17 protein-coding genes are annotated in these 17,578 nt (G+C 69.7%); 5 read left to right on the forward strand and 12 right to left on the reverse strand.

Going from position 1 to position 17,578, the window contains the following annotated elements; all coding sequences use genetic code 11:
* Nucleotides 1-13 precede the first annotated feature (13 nt).
* Together ACS5PM_RS11295 and rsmB are read right to left on the reverse strand one after the other, a co-directional pair.
* Nucleotides 14-604 carry a DUF4390 domain-containing protein gene (locus ACS5PM_RS11295; RefSeq protein ID WP_439387715.1) on the reverse strand — a complete coding sequence of 197 codons (591 nt, stop codon included), beginning with the start codon at nt 602-604 and terminating at the stop codon, nt 14-16.
* A gap of 20 nt (nt 605-624) precedes the next feature.
* Nucleotides 625-1,965 carry a 16S rRNA (cytosine(967)-C(5))-methyltransferase RsmB gene (rsmB, locus tag ACS5PM_RS11300; protein ID WP_439387716.1) on the reverse strand — a complete coding sequence of 447 codons (1,341 nt, stop codon included), beginning with the start codon at nt 1,963-1,965 and terminating at the stop codon, nt 625-627.
* A gap of 259 nt (nt 1,966-2,224) precedes the next feature.
* Here rsmB and folE point away from each other — a divergent pair, with 259 nt between their 5' ends.
* Together folE and ACS5PM_RS11310 are read left to right on the forward strand one after the other, a co-directional pair.
* Nucleotides 2,225-2,983 carry a GTP cyclohydrolase I gene (gene folE, locus ACS5PM_RS11305; RefSeq protein WP_439387717.1) on the forward strand — a complete coding sequence of 253 codons (759 nt, stop codon included), beginning with the start codon at nt 2,225-2,227 and terminating at the stop codon, nt 2,981-2,983.
* A 7-nt stretch (nt 2,984-2,990) separates the two neighbouring features.
* On the forward strand, nt 2,991-3,416 hold the full coding sequence (locus tag ACS5PM_RS11310) for a BLUF domain-containing protein (RefSeq protein WP_439387718.1): 426 nt from the start codon (nt 2,991-2,993) through the stop codon (nt 3,414-3,416).
* Between the two features lie 3 nt (nt 3,417-3,419).
* On the opposite strand, the gene ACS5PM_RS11315 is transcribed toward ACS5PM_RS11310, so the two are convergent.
* The 8 genes from ACS5PM_RS11315 to ACS5PM_RS11350 form a co-directional block, all read right to left on the reverse strand.
* Nucleotides 3,420-6,242: a TonB-dependent receptor plug domain-containing protein gene (locus ACS5PM_RS11315; protein ID WP_439387719.1), complete on the reverse strand. Its 2,823-nt coding sequence runs from the start codon at nt 6,240-6,242 to the stop codon at nt 3,420-3,422.
* A 117-nt stretch (nt 6,243-6,359) separates the two neighbouring features.
* Nucleotides 6,360-6,929, reverse strand: coding sequence for a LemA family protein (locus tag ACS5PM_RS11320; RefSeq protein WP_439387720.1), 570 nt, complete (start codon nt 6,927-6,929; stop codon nt 6,360-6,362).
* 5 nt (nt 6,930-6,934) lie between these two features.
* Nucleotides 6,935-7,657: a 7-cyano-7-deazaguanine synthase QueC gene (queC, locus tag ACS5PM_RS11325; protein ID WP_439387721.1), complete on the reverse strand. Its 723-nt coding sequence runs from the start codon at nt 7,655-7,657 to the stop codon at nt 6,935-6,937.
* Complete coding sequence (locus ACS5PM_RS11330; protein ID WP_439387722.1) at nt 7,641-8,231, reverse strand: arsinothricin resistance N-acetyltransferase ArsN1 family B; 591 nt, start codon at nt 8,229-8,231, stop codon at nt 7,641-7,643. The genes queC and ACS5PM_RS11330 overlap by 17 nt, the downstream gene beginning before the upstream one ends.
* On the reverse strand, nt 8,228-9,508 hold the full coding sequence (locus ACS5PM_RS11335; RefSeq protein WP_439387723.1) for a glutamate-5-semialdehyde dehydrogenase: 1,281 nt from the start codon (nt 9,506-9,508) through the stop codon (nt 8,228-8,230). The genes ACS5PM_RS11330 and ACS5PM_RS11335 overlap by 4 nt, the downstream gene beginning before the upstream one ends.
* A 46-nt stretch (nt 9,509-9,554) precedes the next feature.
* On the reverse strand, nt 9,555-11,519 hold the full coding sequence (locus tag ACS5PM_RS11340; RefSeq protein WP_439387724.1) for a hypothetical protein: 1,965 nt from the start codon (nt 11,517-11,519) through the stop codon (nt 9,555-9,557).
* 161 nt (nt 11,520-11,680) lie between these two features.
* Nucleotides 11,681-12,661, reverse strand: coding sequence for an AEC family transporter (locus tag ACS5PM_RS11345; RefSeq protein ID WP_439387725.1), 981 nt, complete (start codon nt 12,659-12,661; stop codon nt 11,681-11,683).
* A 12-nt stretch (nt 12,662-12,673) separates the two neighbouring features.
* Nucleotides 12,674-13,243, reverse strand: a complete 570-nt coding sequence (locus ACS5PM_RS11350; RefSeq protein WP_439387726.1) for a YbhB/YbcL family Raf kinase inhibitor-like protein — start codon at nt 13,241-13,243, stop codon at nt 12,674-12,676.
* 111 nt (nt 13,244-13,354) lie between these two features.
* On the opposite strand from ACS5PM_RS11350, the gene ACS5PM_RS11355 reads away from it, so the two are divergent.
* The 3 genes from ACS5PM_RS11355 (at nt 13,355) to argG (ending at nt 16,402) form a co-directional block, all read left to right on the forward strand.
* Nucleotides 13,355-14,281 carry a ketopantoate reductase family protein gene (locus ACS5PM_RS11355; protein WP_439387727.1) on the forward strand — a complete coding sequence of 309 codons (927 nt, stop codon included), beginning with the start codon at nt 13,355-13,357 and terminating at the stop codon, nt 14,279-14,281.
* 124 nt (nt 14,282-14,405) lie between these two features.
* Nucleotides 14,406-14,993: a hypothetical protein gene (locus tag ACS5PM_RS11360; RefSeq protein ID WP_439387728.1), complete on the forward strand. Its 588-nt coding sequence runs from the start codon at nt 14,406-14,408 to the stop codon at nt 14,991-14,993.
* Nucleotides 14,994-15,049: 56 nt separating this feature from the next.
* The gene (gene argG / locus ACS5PM_RS11365; protein WP_439387729.1) at nt 15,050-16,402 is read left to right on the forward strand and encodes an argininosuccinate synthase; all 1,353 of its coding nucleotides are present in this window, start codon (nt 15,050-15,052) and stop codon (nt 16,400-16,402) included.
* A gap of 75 nt (nt 16,403-16,477) precedes the next feature.
* Here argG and ACS5PM_RS11370 read toward each other — a convergent pair whose 3' ends face one another.
* A complete protein-coding gene (locus ACS5PM_RS11370; RefSeq protein ID WP_439387730.1) occupies nt 16,478-17,005 on the reverse strand; it encodes a hypothetical protein in 528 nt (175 codons plus the stop codon).
* A 5-nt stretch (nt 17,006-17,010) separates the two neighbouring features.
* A complete protein-coding gene (locus ACS5PM_RS11375) occupies nt 17,011-17,451 on the reverse strand; it encodes a hypothetical protein (RefSeq protein WP_439387731.1) in 441 nt (146 codons plus the stop codon).
* Nucleotides 17,452-17,578: the final 127 nt, after the last annotated feature.

The raw sequence follows: 17,578 nt of genomic DNA on the forward strand, positions 1-17,578 counted from the left end.
GGCAGCGTGGGGCTCATTCCAGTTTCATCTTGCGTTCCACCGACAGCTGCCAGTCGGCCTGGGCGGCCAGGTCGAGCTGCATCGGGCGCGGCAGCTGGTTGTTGTCGAGGCGATAGCTGAATTCGACGTAGTAGCGCTCGCCCGGCTCGAGCTGGTCGGCGTCGGCCAGCTTCCAGCGCGAGGCCCGGCTGGCCACGTCCAGCGCCTCCTCGGCGGTGGGAAAGCTCTGGCTCAAGGCCCCGAAGCCGACGCGCCAGCTGTTGGTCAGGGGTTGGTACGACAGGCGCCAGGACCGGGTGATGCGCGCCACCCGCTCGTCGCGCCAGTACCAGCGCGAGCGGTACAGCGAGGCCTGGGCGACGAAGTAGACCGGTACGCCGTGCTGCATCGCGTCTTCGACCGCCTTGCTCAGGGCCGGCCTGGCGACGAAATCGAGCAGCAGCGCGCCGTCGGCCCGTGTCACATCGAAGGTCGTCAGCTCGACGCCCTGGGCGCGCGCCGGGAGCGCCCAGGCCAGCCACAGCGACAGCAACAGGAAGGCGCCGGCCACCGCGCGAAAGACACGGTGTGCAGCAGCTGCGGGGGCCGTATCGGGGCGGTTCACAACGACAGGCTTCGGACTTCTTAGGGCTTGTGCAGCAGGGCGTAGAAGAACCCGTCGGCCAACGCGGCATCGGGGTTCGCCGAACCATTGTCGGCCAGCGGCAGCAGGTGGCCGGGCGAGTCGGGGTCCAGCCGGGCCGACTGGGGGCCCAGACGTTGCAAAAACGCGTCGATCTGCTCGACACCCTCGGCGCGGAAGAGGGAGCAGGTGGCATACAGAAGCCTGCCGCCCGGCTTGAGCAGCGGCCACAGCGACTGCAGGAGATCGGCCTGGGTCCGGGCCAGCGCGTGGACGTCATCCGGCCGACGCAGCCAGCGGATGTCCGGATGCCGGCGGACGATGCCCGACGCGGTGCACGGCGCGTCGAGCAGGATCGCGTCGAAGGGCTGGCCGTCCCACCACTGAGCCACCTGTCGGGCATCCGCGGCGCGCGTGTGTACGCGCTCACTCGCCAAGCCAAGGCGCTGCAGGGTCTGGTCCACGCGCTTCAGTCGCTGCGGATCGGCATCCAGGGCCAGCATCTCCACATCCGGCGCGCATTCGAGCAGGTGGGCGGTCTTGCCTCCCGGGGCGGCGCAAGCGTCCAGCACGCGCGCACCCGAAGGCAACCCGCCGCCCACCAGCAGCTGCGCCGAGCGCTGGGCGGCCAGATCCTGCACCGAGGCTTCGCCCTGCGCAAAGCCGGGCAGGCGCTCCACCGGGCAGGCCCGGGCCAGTACCAGCGCCTGGTCCAGATCCGGCCCGGCCGGCGCATGGGCTGCCAGCCCGACAGCCGCCAGGCGCTGAAGGTAGTCGGCCCGCGAAATCCGCCGGCGGTTCACCCGCAGCGTCATCGGCGGATGGGTCTGCGCCTGGGCCAGCAGGGCCTGCCATTGGCCGGGCCAGTCGTGCCGCAGGCGTTCCACCCACCAGGCCGGATGGTTCCAGGCGCCCTGCACGCTGCGCCCCGACTGCTCGACAACGGTCGCGCGTTCCCGGATGAAGCGGCGCAGCACGGCGTTGATGAAAGAGGCGGCGGCGGGGACCTTGCGCCGCGCGGCATGGACGGCCTGGTCGACCAGGGTGTGGTCGGGGTAGGGCGGCGATTCTTCGGGCCACAGCAGCGCCAGGGCGGTGGTCAGCAGGGCGTCGACCGCCGGCGGCGGCTGGCGGGGGGCCAGCACTTCGCGGGCGGCGCTGGCGCTGCCCCACCGGCGCAGCACCGCGAACGCCAGCGCCTGGGTCCCGGGGCGCAGCAGCGGCGAAGTGCCGGCCAGCACATCGGTCAGGGAACGGCCGGCGCGAACGGCCGCGACCGCCTCGGCCGTGGCCTCCAGCAGGCGGGCGAGTGGCGGCGAGGAGGCGGTGGGTTCAGGGTTCACCCGGGGCAGTCTAGCGGTGGCCAGCCCCTCCGGCCGTGCGGCGCCGGCGGACTCGGCGCACAAGCGAATGTGGCTTCGCCACTTTGCTTGAACCCCGGGGGGCGGGAATGACGCAGTCATTCCCTGGGGGGCCTCACAAGCGAATGTGGCTTCGCCACTTTGCTTGAACCCCCGGGGGGCGGGAATGACACAGTCATTCCCTGGGGCCTCACAATGGCCGCTGTAGTCTTTTCTCGCGCCGTGACGGCAAGCCCCCAGGATGCCCCAAGACAACAACCCCTCCGACACGCCCCGCGGCGGCGCGTCCTCGCTGATCCTGCACGAGGAGGATCTCGCCCGGCTGCCGGCCTCGGAGCGCATCCGCTACCGCCTGATCGGGGCCGACCGGCGCTACCACGCCAACGACAACATCTCGGCCTTCGTCCGCGAGGGCGAACTAGAAGAGCTCAAGCTCGAGGTGCAAGCCAGGATGGCCGAGGTGCTGAAGGCGCTGGTGATCGACACCGACAGCGACCACAACACCCAGGGCACCGCGCGCCGGGTGGCCAAGATGTTCATCGAGGAGGTCTTCCGCGGCCGCTACCGGCCGATGCCGGACGTGACCGAGTTCCCGAACATCTCGCGCCTGAACGAGCTGATGATCGTCGGGCCCATCACCGTGCGCAGCGCCTGCTCGCACCACATGTGCCCCATCCTCGGCCGCCTGTGGATAGGCGTGCTGCCCAATGAGCACTCCAACCTGATCGGGCTGTCCAAGTACGCCCGCATCGCCGACTGGATCATGACCCGCCCGCAGATCCAGGAAGAGGCCGTGATCATGCTGGCCGACGAGCTGCAGGACCGCGTCAAGCCCGACGGCCTGGCGATCGTGATGGAGGCCGACCACTTCTGCATGCAGTGGCGCGGCGTGAAGGACAACGATTCGGCGATGACCAACAGCGTGATGCGCGGCGCCTTCCTCAAGGACGCGACGCTGCGGCGCGAGTTCCTTTCCCTGTTGCCGAAGAAGGACCAGTGAGGCCGCCATGCTCGTCCGCCTGATGTATGCCAGCCGGGCCGCCAAGCCGCTGGACCCGGAGGAGCTGACGCACATCCTGCGTTACGCCCGTAGTGCCAACCCCAAGGTGGGCGTCACAGGCGTGCTGTGCAGCACCGGCGACTTGTTCATCCAGGTCCTCGAGGGCGGCCGCGCCGCCGTCAACCGGCTGTACAACCGCATCGCCGCCGATGCGCGCCACACCGAGGTGACGCTGCTGGCCTACGAAGAGATCGCGGAGCGCCGCTTCGCCGGCTGGGCCATGGGCCAGGTCAACCTGGCGCGCCTGAACCCGGCGCTGCTGATGAAGTACTCCGAGACCGCGACGCTGGATCCGTACGCCATCTCCGGCAAGGCGGCCATGGCGCTGTTCGACGAACTGGTCGCCACGGCCTCGGTGGTCTGCCAGGGCTGAACGTCAGCTGAACTTGTACTGGAGCGTGAGCTTCAGCAGGCGGCCCTGCACGTCCTCTGCGCTTGGCGGGATGATCCCGTCGAAGCCGAAGGCGCGCAGATCCACCGGCGGGCGCTGGTTGAACACATTGTTCAGGTGCAGGCCGAGCACCAGGTCCTGGATGCCGCTGTAGCTCAGCGAATAGTCCCAGCGCTGGTAGGCCTTCATCCGGCAATCCTTGGCGGCGATGCCGTTCTCGTCGCAGCCCGCCGACGACCAGGTCGTGTCGTCGAAGTCACCCTGCAGCGAGGTGGCGCCCGACCAGACGAAGCGCACGGCCTGTCGGAAGTCGCCCGTCTGCAGGCCTCCGGTGAGGTTGACATTCCAGCGCGGCATGCCGTAGCGGCCCACCATGTTGTCGCCGAAGCCGTTGCGCGCGTTGCTCCAGGCGCGGTAGCTCAGCAGGTAGGTCGCGTCGATGTCGATGGAGACCGGGCCGACAGTGGTCGGAACCTCGCCCTTGACGGACAGGTCCACGCCCGCGGTCTTGGTCTGGAACAGGTTCTGGAACATGGCCCGCACCGATTGCAGCGGACCGACCTTGACGCCGTACTGCGCCTGCTCCGCCGCGGTGAAGGTCGGATCGTCGGCGAGCGTGCCGCGGGTGAGCGTGCCCGCGGGCAGGCTGTCTTCCACCGCGAGCAGGTCCGAGGTCCCGCGCAGGCCGATCTCGTTGCGGCGGTGGATGTTCCAGTAGTCCACCGTCGCGTTCCAGCGCGCCGCGGGCTGCAGGCCGATGCCGAGCGTGAAGGCGCGCGAGGTCTCGGGCTTGAGGTTGGGGTTGTTCAGGCTGCTGCCGGAGATGTTGGCGCCGCATTCGTTCTGCGCCACGCTGTCGGCCCGCGCCAGGAGCAGCGATTTGCCGGGATCGCCTTTGGGCAGGGCTTCCGCCTGGGCCCGCAGATCGGTGGACAGCGCCACGGCCTGCGGGCAGCGTTTCGGGTCGTCGACGCCGGGCTCGAAGGAGAACTTGGTCGACTTCGCGCTCTCGTTCAGGTTGGGCGCGCGAAAGCCACCCTCATAGGTGCCGCGCAGCAGCAGTTCGGGCACCGGCTGGTATCGCAGCCCGACCTTGGGGGAGAAGTGGGTCGGAAAGCCCGGGAAGTGATCCAGCCGGCCGGCGACCTGGGCCTCCAGAGTCTTCATCAGCGGCAGGCTCAACTCGGCGAACACCGCCTCGTAGCTGCGCGAAGCGTCCGACGAGCTCAGGCCGTTGCCGACGATGTCGCCTGTCGCCAGCGACTGGCTCGGGGTGATTCGCGCCTGTTCGTGGCGCAGGTCGAAACCGGTGGCGAGTCCGACGTTGCCACTGTCCCACCGGGCGATGTCGCCGGTGATCTTGCCGTCGACGAAGGCCTGGACGATGGTGCCGGTGTAGCCGTAGGTCGGGAACAGGGTGTCGAGGACTGCGGCCGAGTTGGGCTGTCCGATGCGGTAGCCGTCGGGCTTGTTGAAGAAGTCCGGCGGCAGGGTGGTCGCGGTGTAGTCGCCGATGACCTGCTTGAAGCCGCTGTCGCTGAAGCCGCCGCGCTGGCGGTCGCGGGTGCGTCCGCCCATCACGCCGCCGGCCAGCTCCCAGTCGTAGCTGTCCCACATCCCCTGCAGGCCCGCCAGCACGCGGTACTGGTCGGTCGTGGTGCGCTCCACGGGCGGGCCGTCGACGAAGCGGTAGCGGAACTCGACCTCCTCGTCGGTGGGATTGAGCGGGTGGCCGACCGGCAGGCCGCGCGGGTCGAAGAACTTCAGGCCGCCCGTGAGCGGATCGCCCCAGATCGTCGGGCCCAAGGCCTGGCCATAGGGCTGGTAGGCACTCTGGTAGATCGATTCGATGTGCGACAGCAGCACTTCGCTGAACCCCGTCAGGCTGTCGGCCAAGCGCATGCGGCCCGAAACCAGCAGGTTAGTGCGGTCGGTGGCCGGCACGACCTCGAAGCGCTGGTAGCGGTCATAGAGGCACAGCCCGTCGGTGACGTTCTGGCACCCCTGGACCGGCCCCACGCCGATCACGTTGCCCGGGTATGAGAAGGTCGACGGCGTGCCGAAACTGGGCGAGAACGCGGCATAGGCGGGGTTGCTGTCGCCGATGACGTCGCTCCAGAAGAAGCTGGCGCGGTGATAGACCTCGAGGTTCGCCAGCACGCTGTAGCCGTCGCCATCGAGGCTGCCGATGCCGCCGGTCAGTGCCGCGGTCTGCGCCTGGAACTTGCCGTTCTGCAGGGATTGCTCCGCGCTGGCGTTGAGCTGCAGGCCCTGGTAGTTCGAACGCGTGATGATGTTGATCACCCCGGCCACGGCATCCGAGCCATAGAGCGCGGAGCCGCCGCTCTTGAGGATCTCGATGCGGTCGATCGCTTCGAGCGGCAGGGTGTCGATGTTGCTGAACACCTCGGAATAGTCGGCCAGCGGATACGCCGCGATGCGGCGGGAGTTCAGCAGGACCAGGGTGCTCTGCTTGCCGAGGTTGCGCAGCGAGGGGGCCGATGCGCCCGGTGCGAACGAGCCGTTGCCGCCCAGGTCGCTCAGCCCGCCGGTGGCGCTGGACAGCGACGAAAGGAACTCGGCCGTGGTGGTGGCGCCGCTGCGCTCGATGTCGACACGATTGAGCACCTGGACCGGCGACGCGCCTTCCGCGTCGATGCGCTTGATGCGACTGCCGGTGACCTCGACCTTCTGGGGAGTTGCGGAGGGATCTTCCTCACACCAGGCGGGCGAAGCGAGGCTCGCGCAGGCGAAGGACAGCAGGGTGAGGCGCAGGCCGTGGGCCGCGACGCGGTGGCGATAGGACATGGCGGGTACAGCGCAAGACTTGTTGAGGGACGGGCACACTTGGTGCGCGTATCTGACAAGTTAGCATCACTCGCCAAATCGGGAATCTCGGATTCCTGATGTATTGATGACCGCCGGCTACAGCCGTGGAGTAGTGCGCATGGAGAACAGTCGCGCGACCACCCGCGTCGGAAATTCCTCGACCGCGGCGTTGTAAGTATCCGCAGCGTCGCTGAACGAATGTCTCGCATAGACCAGGCGCGGGATCAGCTCGGCGAGCTGTCGTTGCAGCGGTGCGATCTCCGCGCTGGCGTGCAGCTCCGGCCGCTGGTCGAGCAGCGCCAGCAAGCGTGCCAGCGGCGAGGCGAGCTCCGCTTCGGTCACCACCCACGCCGTCAGAACCTGCGCTTGCGAAGGGCGGGCGCGCACCGCCAGCGCGGCCTGGCGCTGATGCGCATCGGCCAGGGTCAGTGCGGCCAGCGTCACGCCCTCGTCGGCCAGCGGCTCGCGCAAGGCGTCGGCCAGCGCCTGCACCAGCATGCTGCGGCGGGACACCAGTTCGTCGATCTGCAGCCAGGCGCTGCCGATGGCGCCGCGCAGGCGGGTCAAGCGGTTGTAGGCGCCCACCACCCAGAACAGCATCAGCGCGCCGATGCCGATCTTGGCGACCCAGGGCGCCCAGTCGGGCAGGGCGAAATTCGCTTCCACCGGATTCAGCCCGGGGACCGCGCGAGCCAGCCGGCATGGCCGGCCGCACGCAACTGGCACGCCGGGCACTGTCCGCAGCCGTAGCCCCAGGGGTGCCGCTGGCCGCGCTCGCCGAGGTAGCAGGTGTGCGTGTACTCCGCCACCAGCGCGTTCAACGGCGCGCCGCCCAGCGTGTCGGCCAGGGCCCAGGTGTCGGCCTTGGTCAGGAACATCAGCGGCGTCTCCACCGTCATCGGCGTGTCCAGCCCGAGCGACAGCGCCAGCTGCATCGCCTTCAGGGTGTTGTCGCGGCAATCCGGGTAGCCCGAATAGTCCGTCTCGCACATGCCGCCGACCAGCACGTCGAGCCCGCGCCGGTAGGCCAGCGCGGCGGCGAAGGTCAGGAACAGGAGGTTCCTCCCCGGAACGAAGGTGTTGGGCAGCCCGTTCGCGTCGAGCTCTATCGCGCGCTCGCTGGTCAGGGCGCTGTCGCCGATCTGGGCCAGAAGCGACAGGTCGAGCAGATGGTCTTCGCCCAGGCGCGGCGCCCAGTGCGGGAACTGCGCGGCGATCTCGCGCCGCACGTTGCCGCGGCACTCGAGCTCGATGCGGTGTCGCTGGCCGTAGTCGAAGCCTATGGTCTCGACGCGCTCGAAGCGCTGCAGCGCCCAGGCCAGGCAGACGGTCGAATCCTGGCCGCCGGAAAACAGGACCAGCGCGCGGCGCGTGGCTTCAGTGGGCTTCGTCATCCAGGTCGTTCCACAGCGGCGCACGGGCCGCGAGCACGGTCGTCACATCCACCGGCTCGGCCGGGTGGTCCTCCTGCCGCGGCGCATCGGGCTGAAGAGCTCTCTGCAGCCAGGCGACGTCGTGCCAGCGGCCGAGCTTGTGGCCGGCGTCACGGTAGACGCCGACCGGCGTGAAGCCCATGGCCTCATGCAACCCGACGCTGCCGGCGTTCGGCAAGGTGACCCCCGCGTAGGCGCTGCGAAAACCCTGTTCGGCCAACAGCGCCAGCAGGGCCCGGTACAGCCGCCGGCCTATGCCTTGGCCCCGGTAGTCGTCTCGTACGTAGACCGTGGTCGTGACCGACCAGCGATAGCACACGCGCTGGGCGTACGGCCCGGCGTAGGCGTAGCCGGCCACCGCGCCGTCGCGCTCTTCGACCAGCCATGGATAGCGCGGCAGGGTGTTGACGATGCGCTGCGCCATCTCGGCAGGAGACGGCGGAACGACCTCGAAGCTGATCGGCGTGGAACGCACGCAGGGCGCATAGATCGCCGCGATCGGCGCGGCGTCCGCCTCGCTGGCCAGCCGGATCACTGGCGAACCTCGCCCTGGCCGAGGACGATCCATTTCAGCGAGGTCAGTCCCTCCAGGCCGACAGGCCCGCGGGCGTGGAACTTATCGGTCGAGATCCCGATCTCGGCGCCCAGGCCGTACTCGAAGCCGTCGGCGAAGCGGGTGCTGGCATTGACCATCACGCTGGCCGAATCGACCTCGCGCAGGAAGCGCATCGCGTTCGGATGGTTCGTGGTCAGGATGGCGTCGGTGTGGTGCGAGCCGAAGCGGTTCACGTGGGCGATGGCCTCGTCGAGCGAGCCGACCAGCTTGATGCTGATGATGGGCGCCAGGTACTCGGTCGACCAGTCGGCTTCAGTGGCGTCGACCACCACTGCGCCCGGCACGCCGGCGAGCAGTGCGCGTGCCGCTGGGCAGCAACGCATCTCCACGCCCTTGCCTGCGAACAGCGCGCCGATGCGCGGCAGGAACGCCTGCGCCGAGCGTTCGTGCACCAGCAGCGACTCGGTGGCATTGCAGGGGCTGTACTTCTGGGTCTTGGCGTTGTCGGTGACCTTCAGCGCGAGATCGAGGTCGACCTCGGCGTCGACATAGGTGTGGCAGTTGCCATCCAGGTGCTTGATCACTGGCACGCGCGCCTCGGCGGCGATGCGCTCGATCAGGCCCTTGCCGCCGCGCGGGATGATGACGTCGACCGACTCGGGCATCGCGATCAGCCGGCCCACGGCGGCCCGGTCGGTGGTCTCGACGAGCTGGACCGCCTCGCGCGGCAAGCCGGCTTCTTCCAGCGCGGCCTGCACGAGCCGCCAGAGCGCCAGGTTGGAGTGCAGGGCCTCGGAGCCGCCGCGCAGGATGCAGGCGTTGCCGCTCTTGATGGCCAGCGAGGCCGCCTCGATGGTCACGTTGGGCCGGCTCTCGTAAATCATGCCGAACACGCCAAGCGGCACGCGCATCTGGCCGACGCTGATGCCGCTGGGGCGGCGCTTGACGCCGGTGATCTCGCCGATCGGGTCCGGCATGGCCGCGAGCTGCTCGCAGCCTTCGGTGACGGTGGCGATGACCTTGTCGGTCAGCCGCAGGCGGTCGACCATCGGAGCGGCCAGGCCCTGCGCTTCGGCCGCCGCGATGTCCTTCGCGTTCGCCTCGGCCAGCTGCGGGCCGGCGGCTCGCAATTGCGCGGCCAGCGCCGTCAGCGCCGCGTTCTTCTCGCGCGTGCCGGCGCGGGCCATCGAGGTGCTGGCTGCACGGGCAGCGGCGCCCAGGTGTGCCATGTAGGAGGGAATGTCATGCGCGGTCATGCCGCGATTTTCCCTGATCGCCGCTGCGCAGGGCTGCGACGGGACGCTACAAGAGGTAGGCCGCGACTTTGCGCACGCGCGCTTCCGCCAGGCCGAAGGCCCCGGCGTGCTGTTCGGCGCGCGCGGAAGCCAGTTCGCCGCCGACAAGCAGTTGCGCCGCGAGGGCGGTCTGCTCCGGCCGGTCGGCATCGGGCGACTGGCGAAGCATGGCCTTGAGGGCCTCGAACCGCTCGGCCTCGCCGGCTTCGGCCTGCATCAGCGCCAGGCTGGTCAGGGCGCGGGCCCGCTCCGCGCCGCGCAGCGAATCGGCGGCGGTGGCCAGCTGCGCGGTCACCTGGAACAGCTCCGGCGAGGCGATTTCGCCGGCGCGGGCCGCGAATTCGCGCAGCTCGTCGGCCTGGCGTGCGGGCGAGCCGTGCTGGCCCCAGGCCTTCAGCGCGTCGGCCAGCAGCTTCTCGCCCTTGGCCGGCTGGCCCATCAAGTCCTGTGCACGGGCGCGCAGGGCCTGCAGCTGCAGGATGGCGTGGCTGCCACGCGCCTGGCCGGCGAGCGTGTCGAGCTGGCCGGCGAGGGACTGGACCTGCTGCCAGCGCCCGAGCCGGCCATGCCGCGCCAGTTGCGACATCAGCAGGTCGCCCGTGTCCACCAGCCAGTCGTCGATGGCGGCCTGGCGCTGGGCGCCGTCGGACACGCTCTTGAGCGCTTCGCCGGCGTCCGCCAGGCAAGCCAGCGCCAGGGCGTCCGGCACGTTGTCGTGTCGGGCCAGCACGGTGGCGACGCGTCCCATCAGCGCACCACGGGCGGTCGGCGATTCGATGCCATGGACCAGGTTGCGCAGCCCCGCGATGCCCCGGTCGACCGAAGATCCGCTGGCTTCGCGCAGCGACCACGCCATGAGCAGCACCTCGGCCCGCTGGGTGCTGGCACCGACGGCCGGGTCGCCGCTGAGCAGGGCATCCGAGCGGAGCCGGGCGAGCACTTCGCGCGCCCGGCCGAACTGGCCGAACTCGGCCAGCTGCACCGCCAGGTCGGCCATCAGCGTCGCGCGCAAGGCGGCTGGCAGGGGGGGTAACGTGGCACTGGGCGCGCCCTGGGGCGTGGCGGCGGGGCCGGCGGAGGTCGGCGCGGCCGCGGCCTGGGCCAGCCCGGCGGGCAGCTGGTCGCCCGGCAGCAGCAGGCCGGCCGGCTTGCCCCGCTGGGCCTGGGCCAGGGCCTGCTCCAGGGTCATGCCTCGCCCTTGTGCGCGCTCGATCTTGGCCAGTTGCACCAGCGACTCGCCTTCCCGGGTGTCTTCTGCCCCGCCCAGCGCGACCGCCGAGGCCGCGGAGGCCGGGACCTCCGTCAGCGGCTGGGGTGCGCCGACGACGGTCAGGACCTTGTCGATCGAGCGCGTGGCGGCCGGCTGGCCTTCGCTGGCGCCCAGCCAGGGCAGGGAAAGGCGGCCGCCGAAGAATGCCGCCACCGCCACTGCCAGCAGCGCCGCAGCCGCTGCCGCGCGGGGCAGGCGGCGGCCGGGCCGGCCGGCGGCCGCCGAAGGCATCTCCGCGGGGGGCAGGGTGGAGGGTCCCGGGCGGGTGGCGGGGCGGGTCGTCAGCGGAGAGAAGACGGTGTCGTCGTCGTCATTGGCCGCCGAGTGCAGGTCGAATTCGAAGTCTTCCGGGTTGTCGGAGACCAGCGTGGCGTGGGCGGCCGCGATCGGCGCAGCGACCCCTGCGTCTGCGGGCGCCGCCGTGCTGGGCAGTCGCTTCACCTCGACCCTGAGACCGGCCAGGCTCAGCTGGTGCTCGGTCTTGCGCGCGCGCGTCTCGTCGATGGCTCGCCGAACCTGGACCACAGGCACCTGCCGCAGGGCGATGGCAATGCGTTCGCCCTGGGCCGGCGTCAGTCCGCCCAGCTCGACGACGCGGCGCTGCGCCTCCTCCGGAGTCATGCCGCGCGGCAGGCGAAGGAAGACATCGAAGCGGGGCGCGGCGGCGGTGGAGGGCTCCTGCGAAAGGGGTCGGCTGTCCATGGAGGTACTGCGAAGCACGCGGGGGCCGGCACCGGACGTCATCCGGCCGTTCGGCGACCGTCTCGCGGGTCGCATTTTCGGTGCCAACGATGGCGGGATTCTTTCATGCCGGGCCGGGGCGCGGGGACCCGCCGGGCGCGGGAGAACCCGCCCGGAAGTTGTTAGCGGTTGAAACTGGCCAACAAGGCCAGCCAGGCCGGCGCCGTGGCGACGAAGGCCAGGGTCGAGATGACGTTGACGGCGGTGGTCTCGGCCTCCAGCGCGCGGTAGCGCTGGGCGAACATCAGCGCATTGGTGCCCGAGGGCAGCGCGGCGAGCACCACCACCACCTGCAGCGGCAACCCGCCCAGCCCGAACACGCCGGCGGCCACGCCCCAGACCAGTGCCGGCTGCACCAACAGCTTGAGCAGCGTCAGTCCGAGCGCACCCCCCAGTGAGCGAGGCAGCCCCATGTAGGCCAGCGACATGCCTATCAACGTCAGGCAAAGCGGCACCACCGCGCTGCCCAGGACCTGCAGCACCTCGTCGACCGGCCCGGGCAGCGCCTGGCCCGTCGCCTGCCAGGCCATGCCGGCCAGCACGGGCAGCACCACCGGATGGATGACCGTGTTGCGCAGCGTTCCCAGCAGCATCGTCCCGAGATGGGCGCTGCCCCCGCCGGCGCGGGCATGAGCCAGGTCGAGTTCGACCAGCGTCGTCGCCACCAGCAGCAGGATCAGGGCATGCACGCTGACCAGCGCCAGGTGCAGGCCGAGGCCCGTCTCGCCAAAGATGCCGGCGGCCAGCGGGATGCCGATCTGCACAGAGTTGCCGAAGGCGACCGTGATCGCGCGCACGGCCGGGGCCGCCACCGGCAGCTCACGCTCGTCGCGCCGCCAGCGTTGCCAGCCGTAGTTGACGAGCATCAGGCCCACCACCGGCACGAAGAACGCCGCGATCATCGGCCACGGCAGCGAGGCCATGTCCAGCCGGGCCGTGGTCCGGAAGAACAGCGCCGGCGCAAAGATGTAGAACGCGGCGTTGGACAGCACGCGCGCCGGCTCCGCTTCAGGCGGCCCCAACCATCGCAGCCGCCCGACGGCATAGCCCAGGGCGACGATCAGCATGATCGCCAGCAGCTTGGTGGCGATCGCCCCCGTCATGAGGCTGGCCGGCTACTTGCGGCCGTACTTGGCGGTGAACTGGGCCTGGCCCAGCCGGTTCCCGTGGATCATGAAGCCGACCATGGCGGCCGTCGCGTCGGTCGGCAGGTCGAGCTTGTCGGTCTTCAGCGCGTGGACGGTGAAGATGTACCGGTGCGGCTTGTCGCCCAGCGGCGGGCAGGCGCCACCGAAGCCGGGGGCGCCGAAATCGGTGCGACCCTGGATGCTGCCGGCGGGCAGCCCCTTGCCATCGACGGCTCCGGCGCCCTCCGGCAGGCCGGTGGCCGAGGCCGGGATGTTGTAGACGACCCAATGCCACCAGCCGGAGCCGGTGGGCGCGTCCGGGTCGTAGACGGTGACCGCAAAGCTCCTGGTGCCGGCCGGGGCGCCCTTCCACTGCAGCGCCGGCGAGATGTTCTGGCCCTTGCATCCGAAGTCGTTGAAGACCTGGGCATCGCCCAGCGTGCTGCCCGGCTTGATCGTCGGGCTGGACAGTTCGAAGCCGGCTGCCGAGGCCGCGGGCGCCCACAGGGCGGCGAGCGGCAGGATGCAGGCGGCGAGGCGCAAGCTGTTGTTCTTCATCGGGACTCCTGGTCAGCGGCGGGAGGCAGGACGTCGATGATGCCGCTTTTCGCGAGCCGCAGGCTTCGCCAAGTGAGCAGGCCGCGTACGCGTCCTGCTAAGGTCATGCCCATGAAACTCACAGTGGGTGTGCTGGGAACCGGTGCCGTGGGGGGCTACTACGGGGCGATGCTGGCACGCGCCGGCGTGCCCGTGCGCTTCGTCGGCAGGCCGGCGCAGGTGGCGCTGCTGCGCGAGCGCGGATTGCGGCTGCAGGCGCAGGGATTCGATGAGCGGTTCGCAGTGGACGCCACCGATGATCCCGCTGCCCTGGCGGCGTGCGAGCTGGTGCTGTGCTGCGTGAAATCCGGCGACACCGGCACGGCCGCAGCCCAGCTGGCGCCAGTGCTGCGCGCCGGCAGCGTGGTGCTCAGCCTGCAAAACGGCGTGGACAACGCCGAGCGCCTGGCGGCGGGCTTGCCGGCGGGTGTGGTGGTGGCGCCGGCGGTGGTCTACGTGGCGGCCGAGATGGCGGCGCCCGACCACGTCCGGCACCACGGGCGGGGCGAGCTCGTCCTGGCGCGCTGGAAGGCTGAAGCCTGCGTCGCCCCGGCGGCCGTGCAGGGCCTGTTCGCGGCGGCCGGCGTGCCCGTCCAGCTCGAAGACGACGTGGCGGCCGCGCTGTGGAGCAAGCTGGTGCTCAACTGCGCCTACAACGCGCTGTCGGCCATCGCCCGCCTGCCTTACGGCCGACTGGCGCGCGGGGCTGGCGTCGAGCAGGTGATGCGGGACGTGGTGGCCGAATGCGTCGCCGTCGCGCGGGCCGCCGGCGTCTCGCTGCAGGATCCCTGGCCGGCGGTCGAGCGCATCGCGGCGACCATGCCCGGCCAGTTCTCGTCGACGGCGCAGGACCTGATGCGCGGAAAGCCCAGTGAGATCGACCACCTGAACGGCTTCGTGGTGGCGCAGGGCGAGCGCCTGGGCGTGGCCACGCCCGCCAACCGGATGTTGCACACGTTGGTGAAGCTCATCGAGGCACCGCCGCCCGCCGAGGGTTGAATGGATTGCTGAGAGTCGGCGTTGCTGCAGCCCAACAGCGCGTCGCGCCTGGACCGGGGCTGCATAAGATCGCGCGCTCGCCCGGCCGAGGGCCGGCAACCATTCGATTCGAGGGATGAGATCCATGAACACCAAGACCCTGTTGGCCGGCGCTGCGCTGGCACTGGCCGTCGCCACGCCGACTTTTGCCGCGGAGGGCCTGCGCCCCGTGCTCGGCGCCGACTTCACCGGGGGCGGTGAAACGCTGATCGACGTCGAGTACACCGGCGGTGCCCACCGCAAGATCTCGAGCGGCGGCCTGATGCACGTGTTCGGGGGTGTCGAATACACCGAGCCGGGGTCCGCATGGACCCTGCAGGCCACCGTCGGCTACCACTTCGACCGCGCCTCGGCGAGCAACGGCTCGGTCAGCTTCTCGCGCATTCCGGTCGAGGTCCTGGGCTTCTGGAACGTGAACGACCACTGGCGCCTCGGCGGCGGCCTGCGCAAGGCGACCAGCTCCCGGTTCGAGGTCTCGGGCGTGCTGAACGACTACGCCAGCGACTTCAACATGCGCACCAGCGTCGGCTTCGTCCTGCAGGGCGAATACCAGTTCGGCCAGCACGGCAGCGTGTTCCTGCGCTACGTCGACGAGACCTACAAGAGCAACTACCTGGTCGGCGGCGAGGTCGACGGCAGCCACGGCGGCCTGGGCTTCGCCTGGCGCTTCTGATCCGGGGCGGCCGGGCCCGGGAGGGCTCCTAAAATCCGGGTTTTCCGGAGAACCCTGTGGCCGCCACGATCCTGCAACAACTCCCCGCCGGCGAACGCGTCGGCATCGCGTTTTCCGGCGGCCTGGACACCAGCGCCGCCGTCCACTGGATGCGTGCCAAGGGCGCCGTCCCGTGCGCCTACACGGCCCACCTCGGCCAGCCGGACGAATCCGACTACGACGAGATCCCGCGCAAGGCCAAGGCCTACGGCGCCGAGATCGCGCGCCTGGTCGACTGCCGCGCGCAACTGGTGGCCGAGGGCATCGCCGCCATCCAGTCGGGCGCCTTCCACATCTCCACCGGCGGCGCGACCTACTTCAACACCACCCCGCTCGGCCGTGCCGTCACCGGCACCGCGCTGGTGGTGGCCATGCGCGAGGATGGCGTCAACATCTGGGGCGACGGCTCGACCTTCAAGGGCAACGACATCGAGCGCTTCTACCGCTACGGCCTGCTGGCCAACCCGGCGCTGCGCATCTACAAGCCCTGGCTGGACCAGCGCTTCATCGACGAGCTGGGCGGCCGCAAGGAGATGAGCGAATACCTCATCGCCAACGGCTTCGACTACAAGATGAGCGTCGAGAAGGCCTACTCGACCGACTCCAACATGCTGGGCGCCACCCACGAGGCCAAGGACTTGGAGTTCCTCAGCGCCGGCATGCACATCGTCAATCCGATCATGGGCGTGGCCTTCTGGCGTGAGGATGTCAAGGTCGCCGCGGAGACGGTGACTGTCGCCTTCGAGGAAGGCCAGCCGGTGGCGCTGAACGGCCAGCGCTTCGGCAGCGCGGTGGCCCTGTTCGAGGAGGCCAACCGCATCGGCGGCCGCCACGGCCTGGGCATGTGCGACCAGATCGAGAACCGCATCATCGAGGCCAAGAGCCGCGGCATCTACGAGGCCCCGGGCATGGCGCTGCTGCACATCGCCTACGAGCGCCTGGTCACGGGCATCCACAACGAGGACACGATAGAGCAGTACCGCATGAACGGCCGCAAGCTCGGCCGCCTGCTCTACCAGGGCCGCTGGTTCGACCCGCAGTGCCTGATGCTGCGCGAGACGGCGCAACGCTGGGTGGCGCGCGCCATCACCGGCGAGGTGACGCTCGAGCTGCGCCGCGGCAACGATTACTCCATCATGAACACGGTGAGCCCCAACCTCACCTACGCGCCCGAGCGGCTGTCGATGGAAAAGGTCGAGGACGCGCCCTTTACGCCGGCCGACCGCATCGGCCAGCTGACGATGCGCAACCTCGACATCACCGACACGCGCCAGAAGCTCGGCATCTACACCCGTACCGGGTTGCTGGGCGCGGCGTCGGACGGCAGCATCCCGCTGCTGACGGGCAGCGACGCGCCGCTGGCCGACTGAGGTCGCCACGCCAGAAGTAAAACGGGCGCCATGGGCGCCCGTTCTTCATGATTCACGCCCGATGGGGCGCCGGCTTCACAGGTTCTGGTTCGAGATCTTCGACAGGCCCTGCGCGATGTTTTCGCGGATCGATCGCTCGATGGCCATCTTGGCGCGCTCCGAACCCACGAAGGCTTCGCCGGCGCCTGCCGTGCCTTCGCTCTTGATGACCTCCTGCCAGGCTGCGCTGCCGTCGGCGCGCTTGAGCGACCAGGCCATCTCGGTCTTGCAAGTGAACGACATGCCGAAGCTCGGCATGTCCAGCGACATCAGCGTGACGGTCAGCTGATAGTCCGCTCCCGCTCCCTTGATCACCTTCGAGAAGGTCTTGGCCTTCTCGATGGAGGCCGCGACAGCATCGGCCATCGCGGCGTCGGTCGCCACGCCCTTGCCGCCGGTCGCTGCCACCGACACGGTCTTGGGCGACTGCTTCGCGGTGGCGATGGTCTCAGGCGTCATGGCCGAGGGGCTGGACGGGGCAACGGCACATCCGCCGAGCAGCGCGGCGCCCGTCAGCAGGAGACAGGCCAGGGCGCGGTGAGAAACGGTGTTCAGGATGGACATGGGGTTCACTTCTTGGCGTTTTGAATGTTGGTCAGCACTTCGTCGACCATTTCCTCGGGCGACTTGCGGGTGAGCGAGGTGTGCAGCGAGTTGCCGGTGGCCATCGGGAAACTGGCCGGGTTGCGCACCGTGATCGTCAGCTCGATCATGTACATGGTGATGTCCCACATCCACTTGTCGACGTAGGTCACGACCGCGTCGGTCATGTACGGCGGCTTCTGCTCGGGCCCGCCCTGGACCTGATAGCCGCGCTTGGCCAGGTTCTTCTTGATCAGTTCGTCGATACCACGCTCGTCCTCCGGCGCCTTCACGACGTAGACGGACTTGACCTTGCTCAGGTCAGCGTCCGGCATCACGTTCGCCGTGGCGCGGTTGACGGCGCAGCCGGTGGTGGCCGTCAGCGTCGCGCAGACGAACACCCACGACAACAGTCGCTTCAGCATCATTTCACCCTCCCATGTCGGGTACTTCTTACCGGCAGGATCACCGGCGCCGCATATTGTAAATAGGCGTGTCTGGGGGGCCGGAAGCACTGGCGGTGAACAACGTCACGCGCCAGCGCTCGAGCCGCGC

Origin of the sequence: Ideonella flava, assembly GCF_051857595.1 — a bacterium.
Classification (GTDB): Bacteria; Pseudomonadota; Gammaproteobacteria; order Burkholderiales; family Burkholderiaceae_C; genus Ideonella.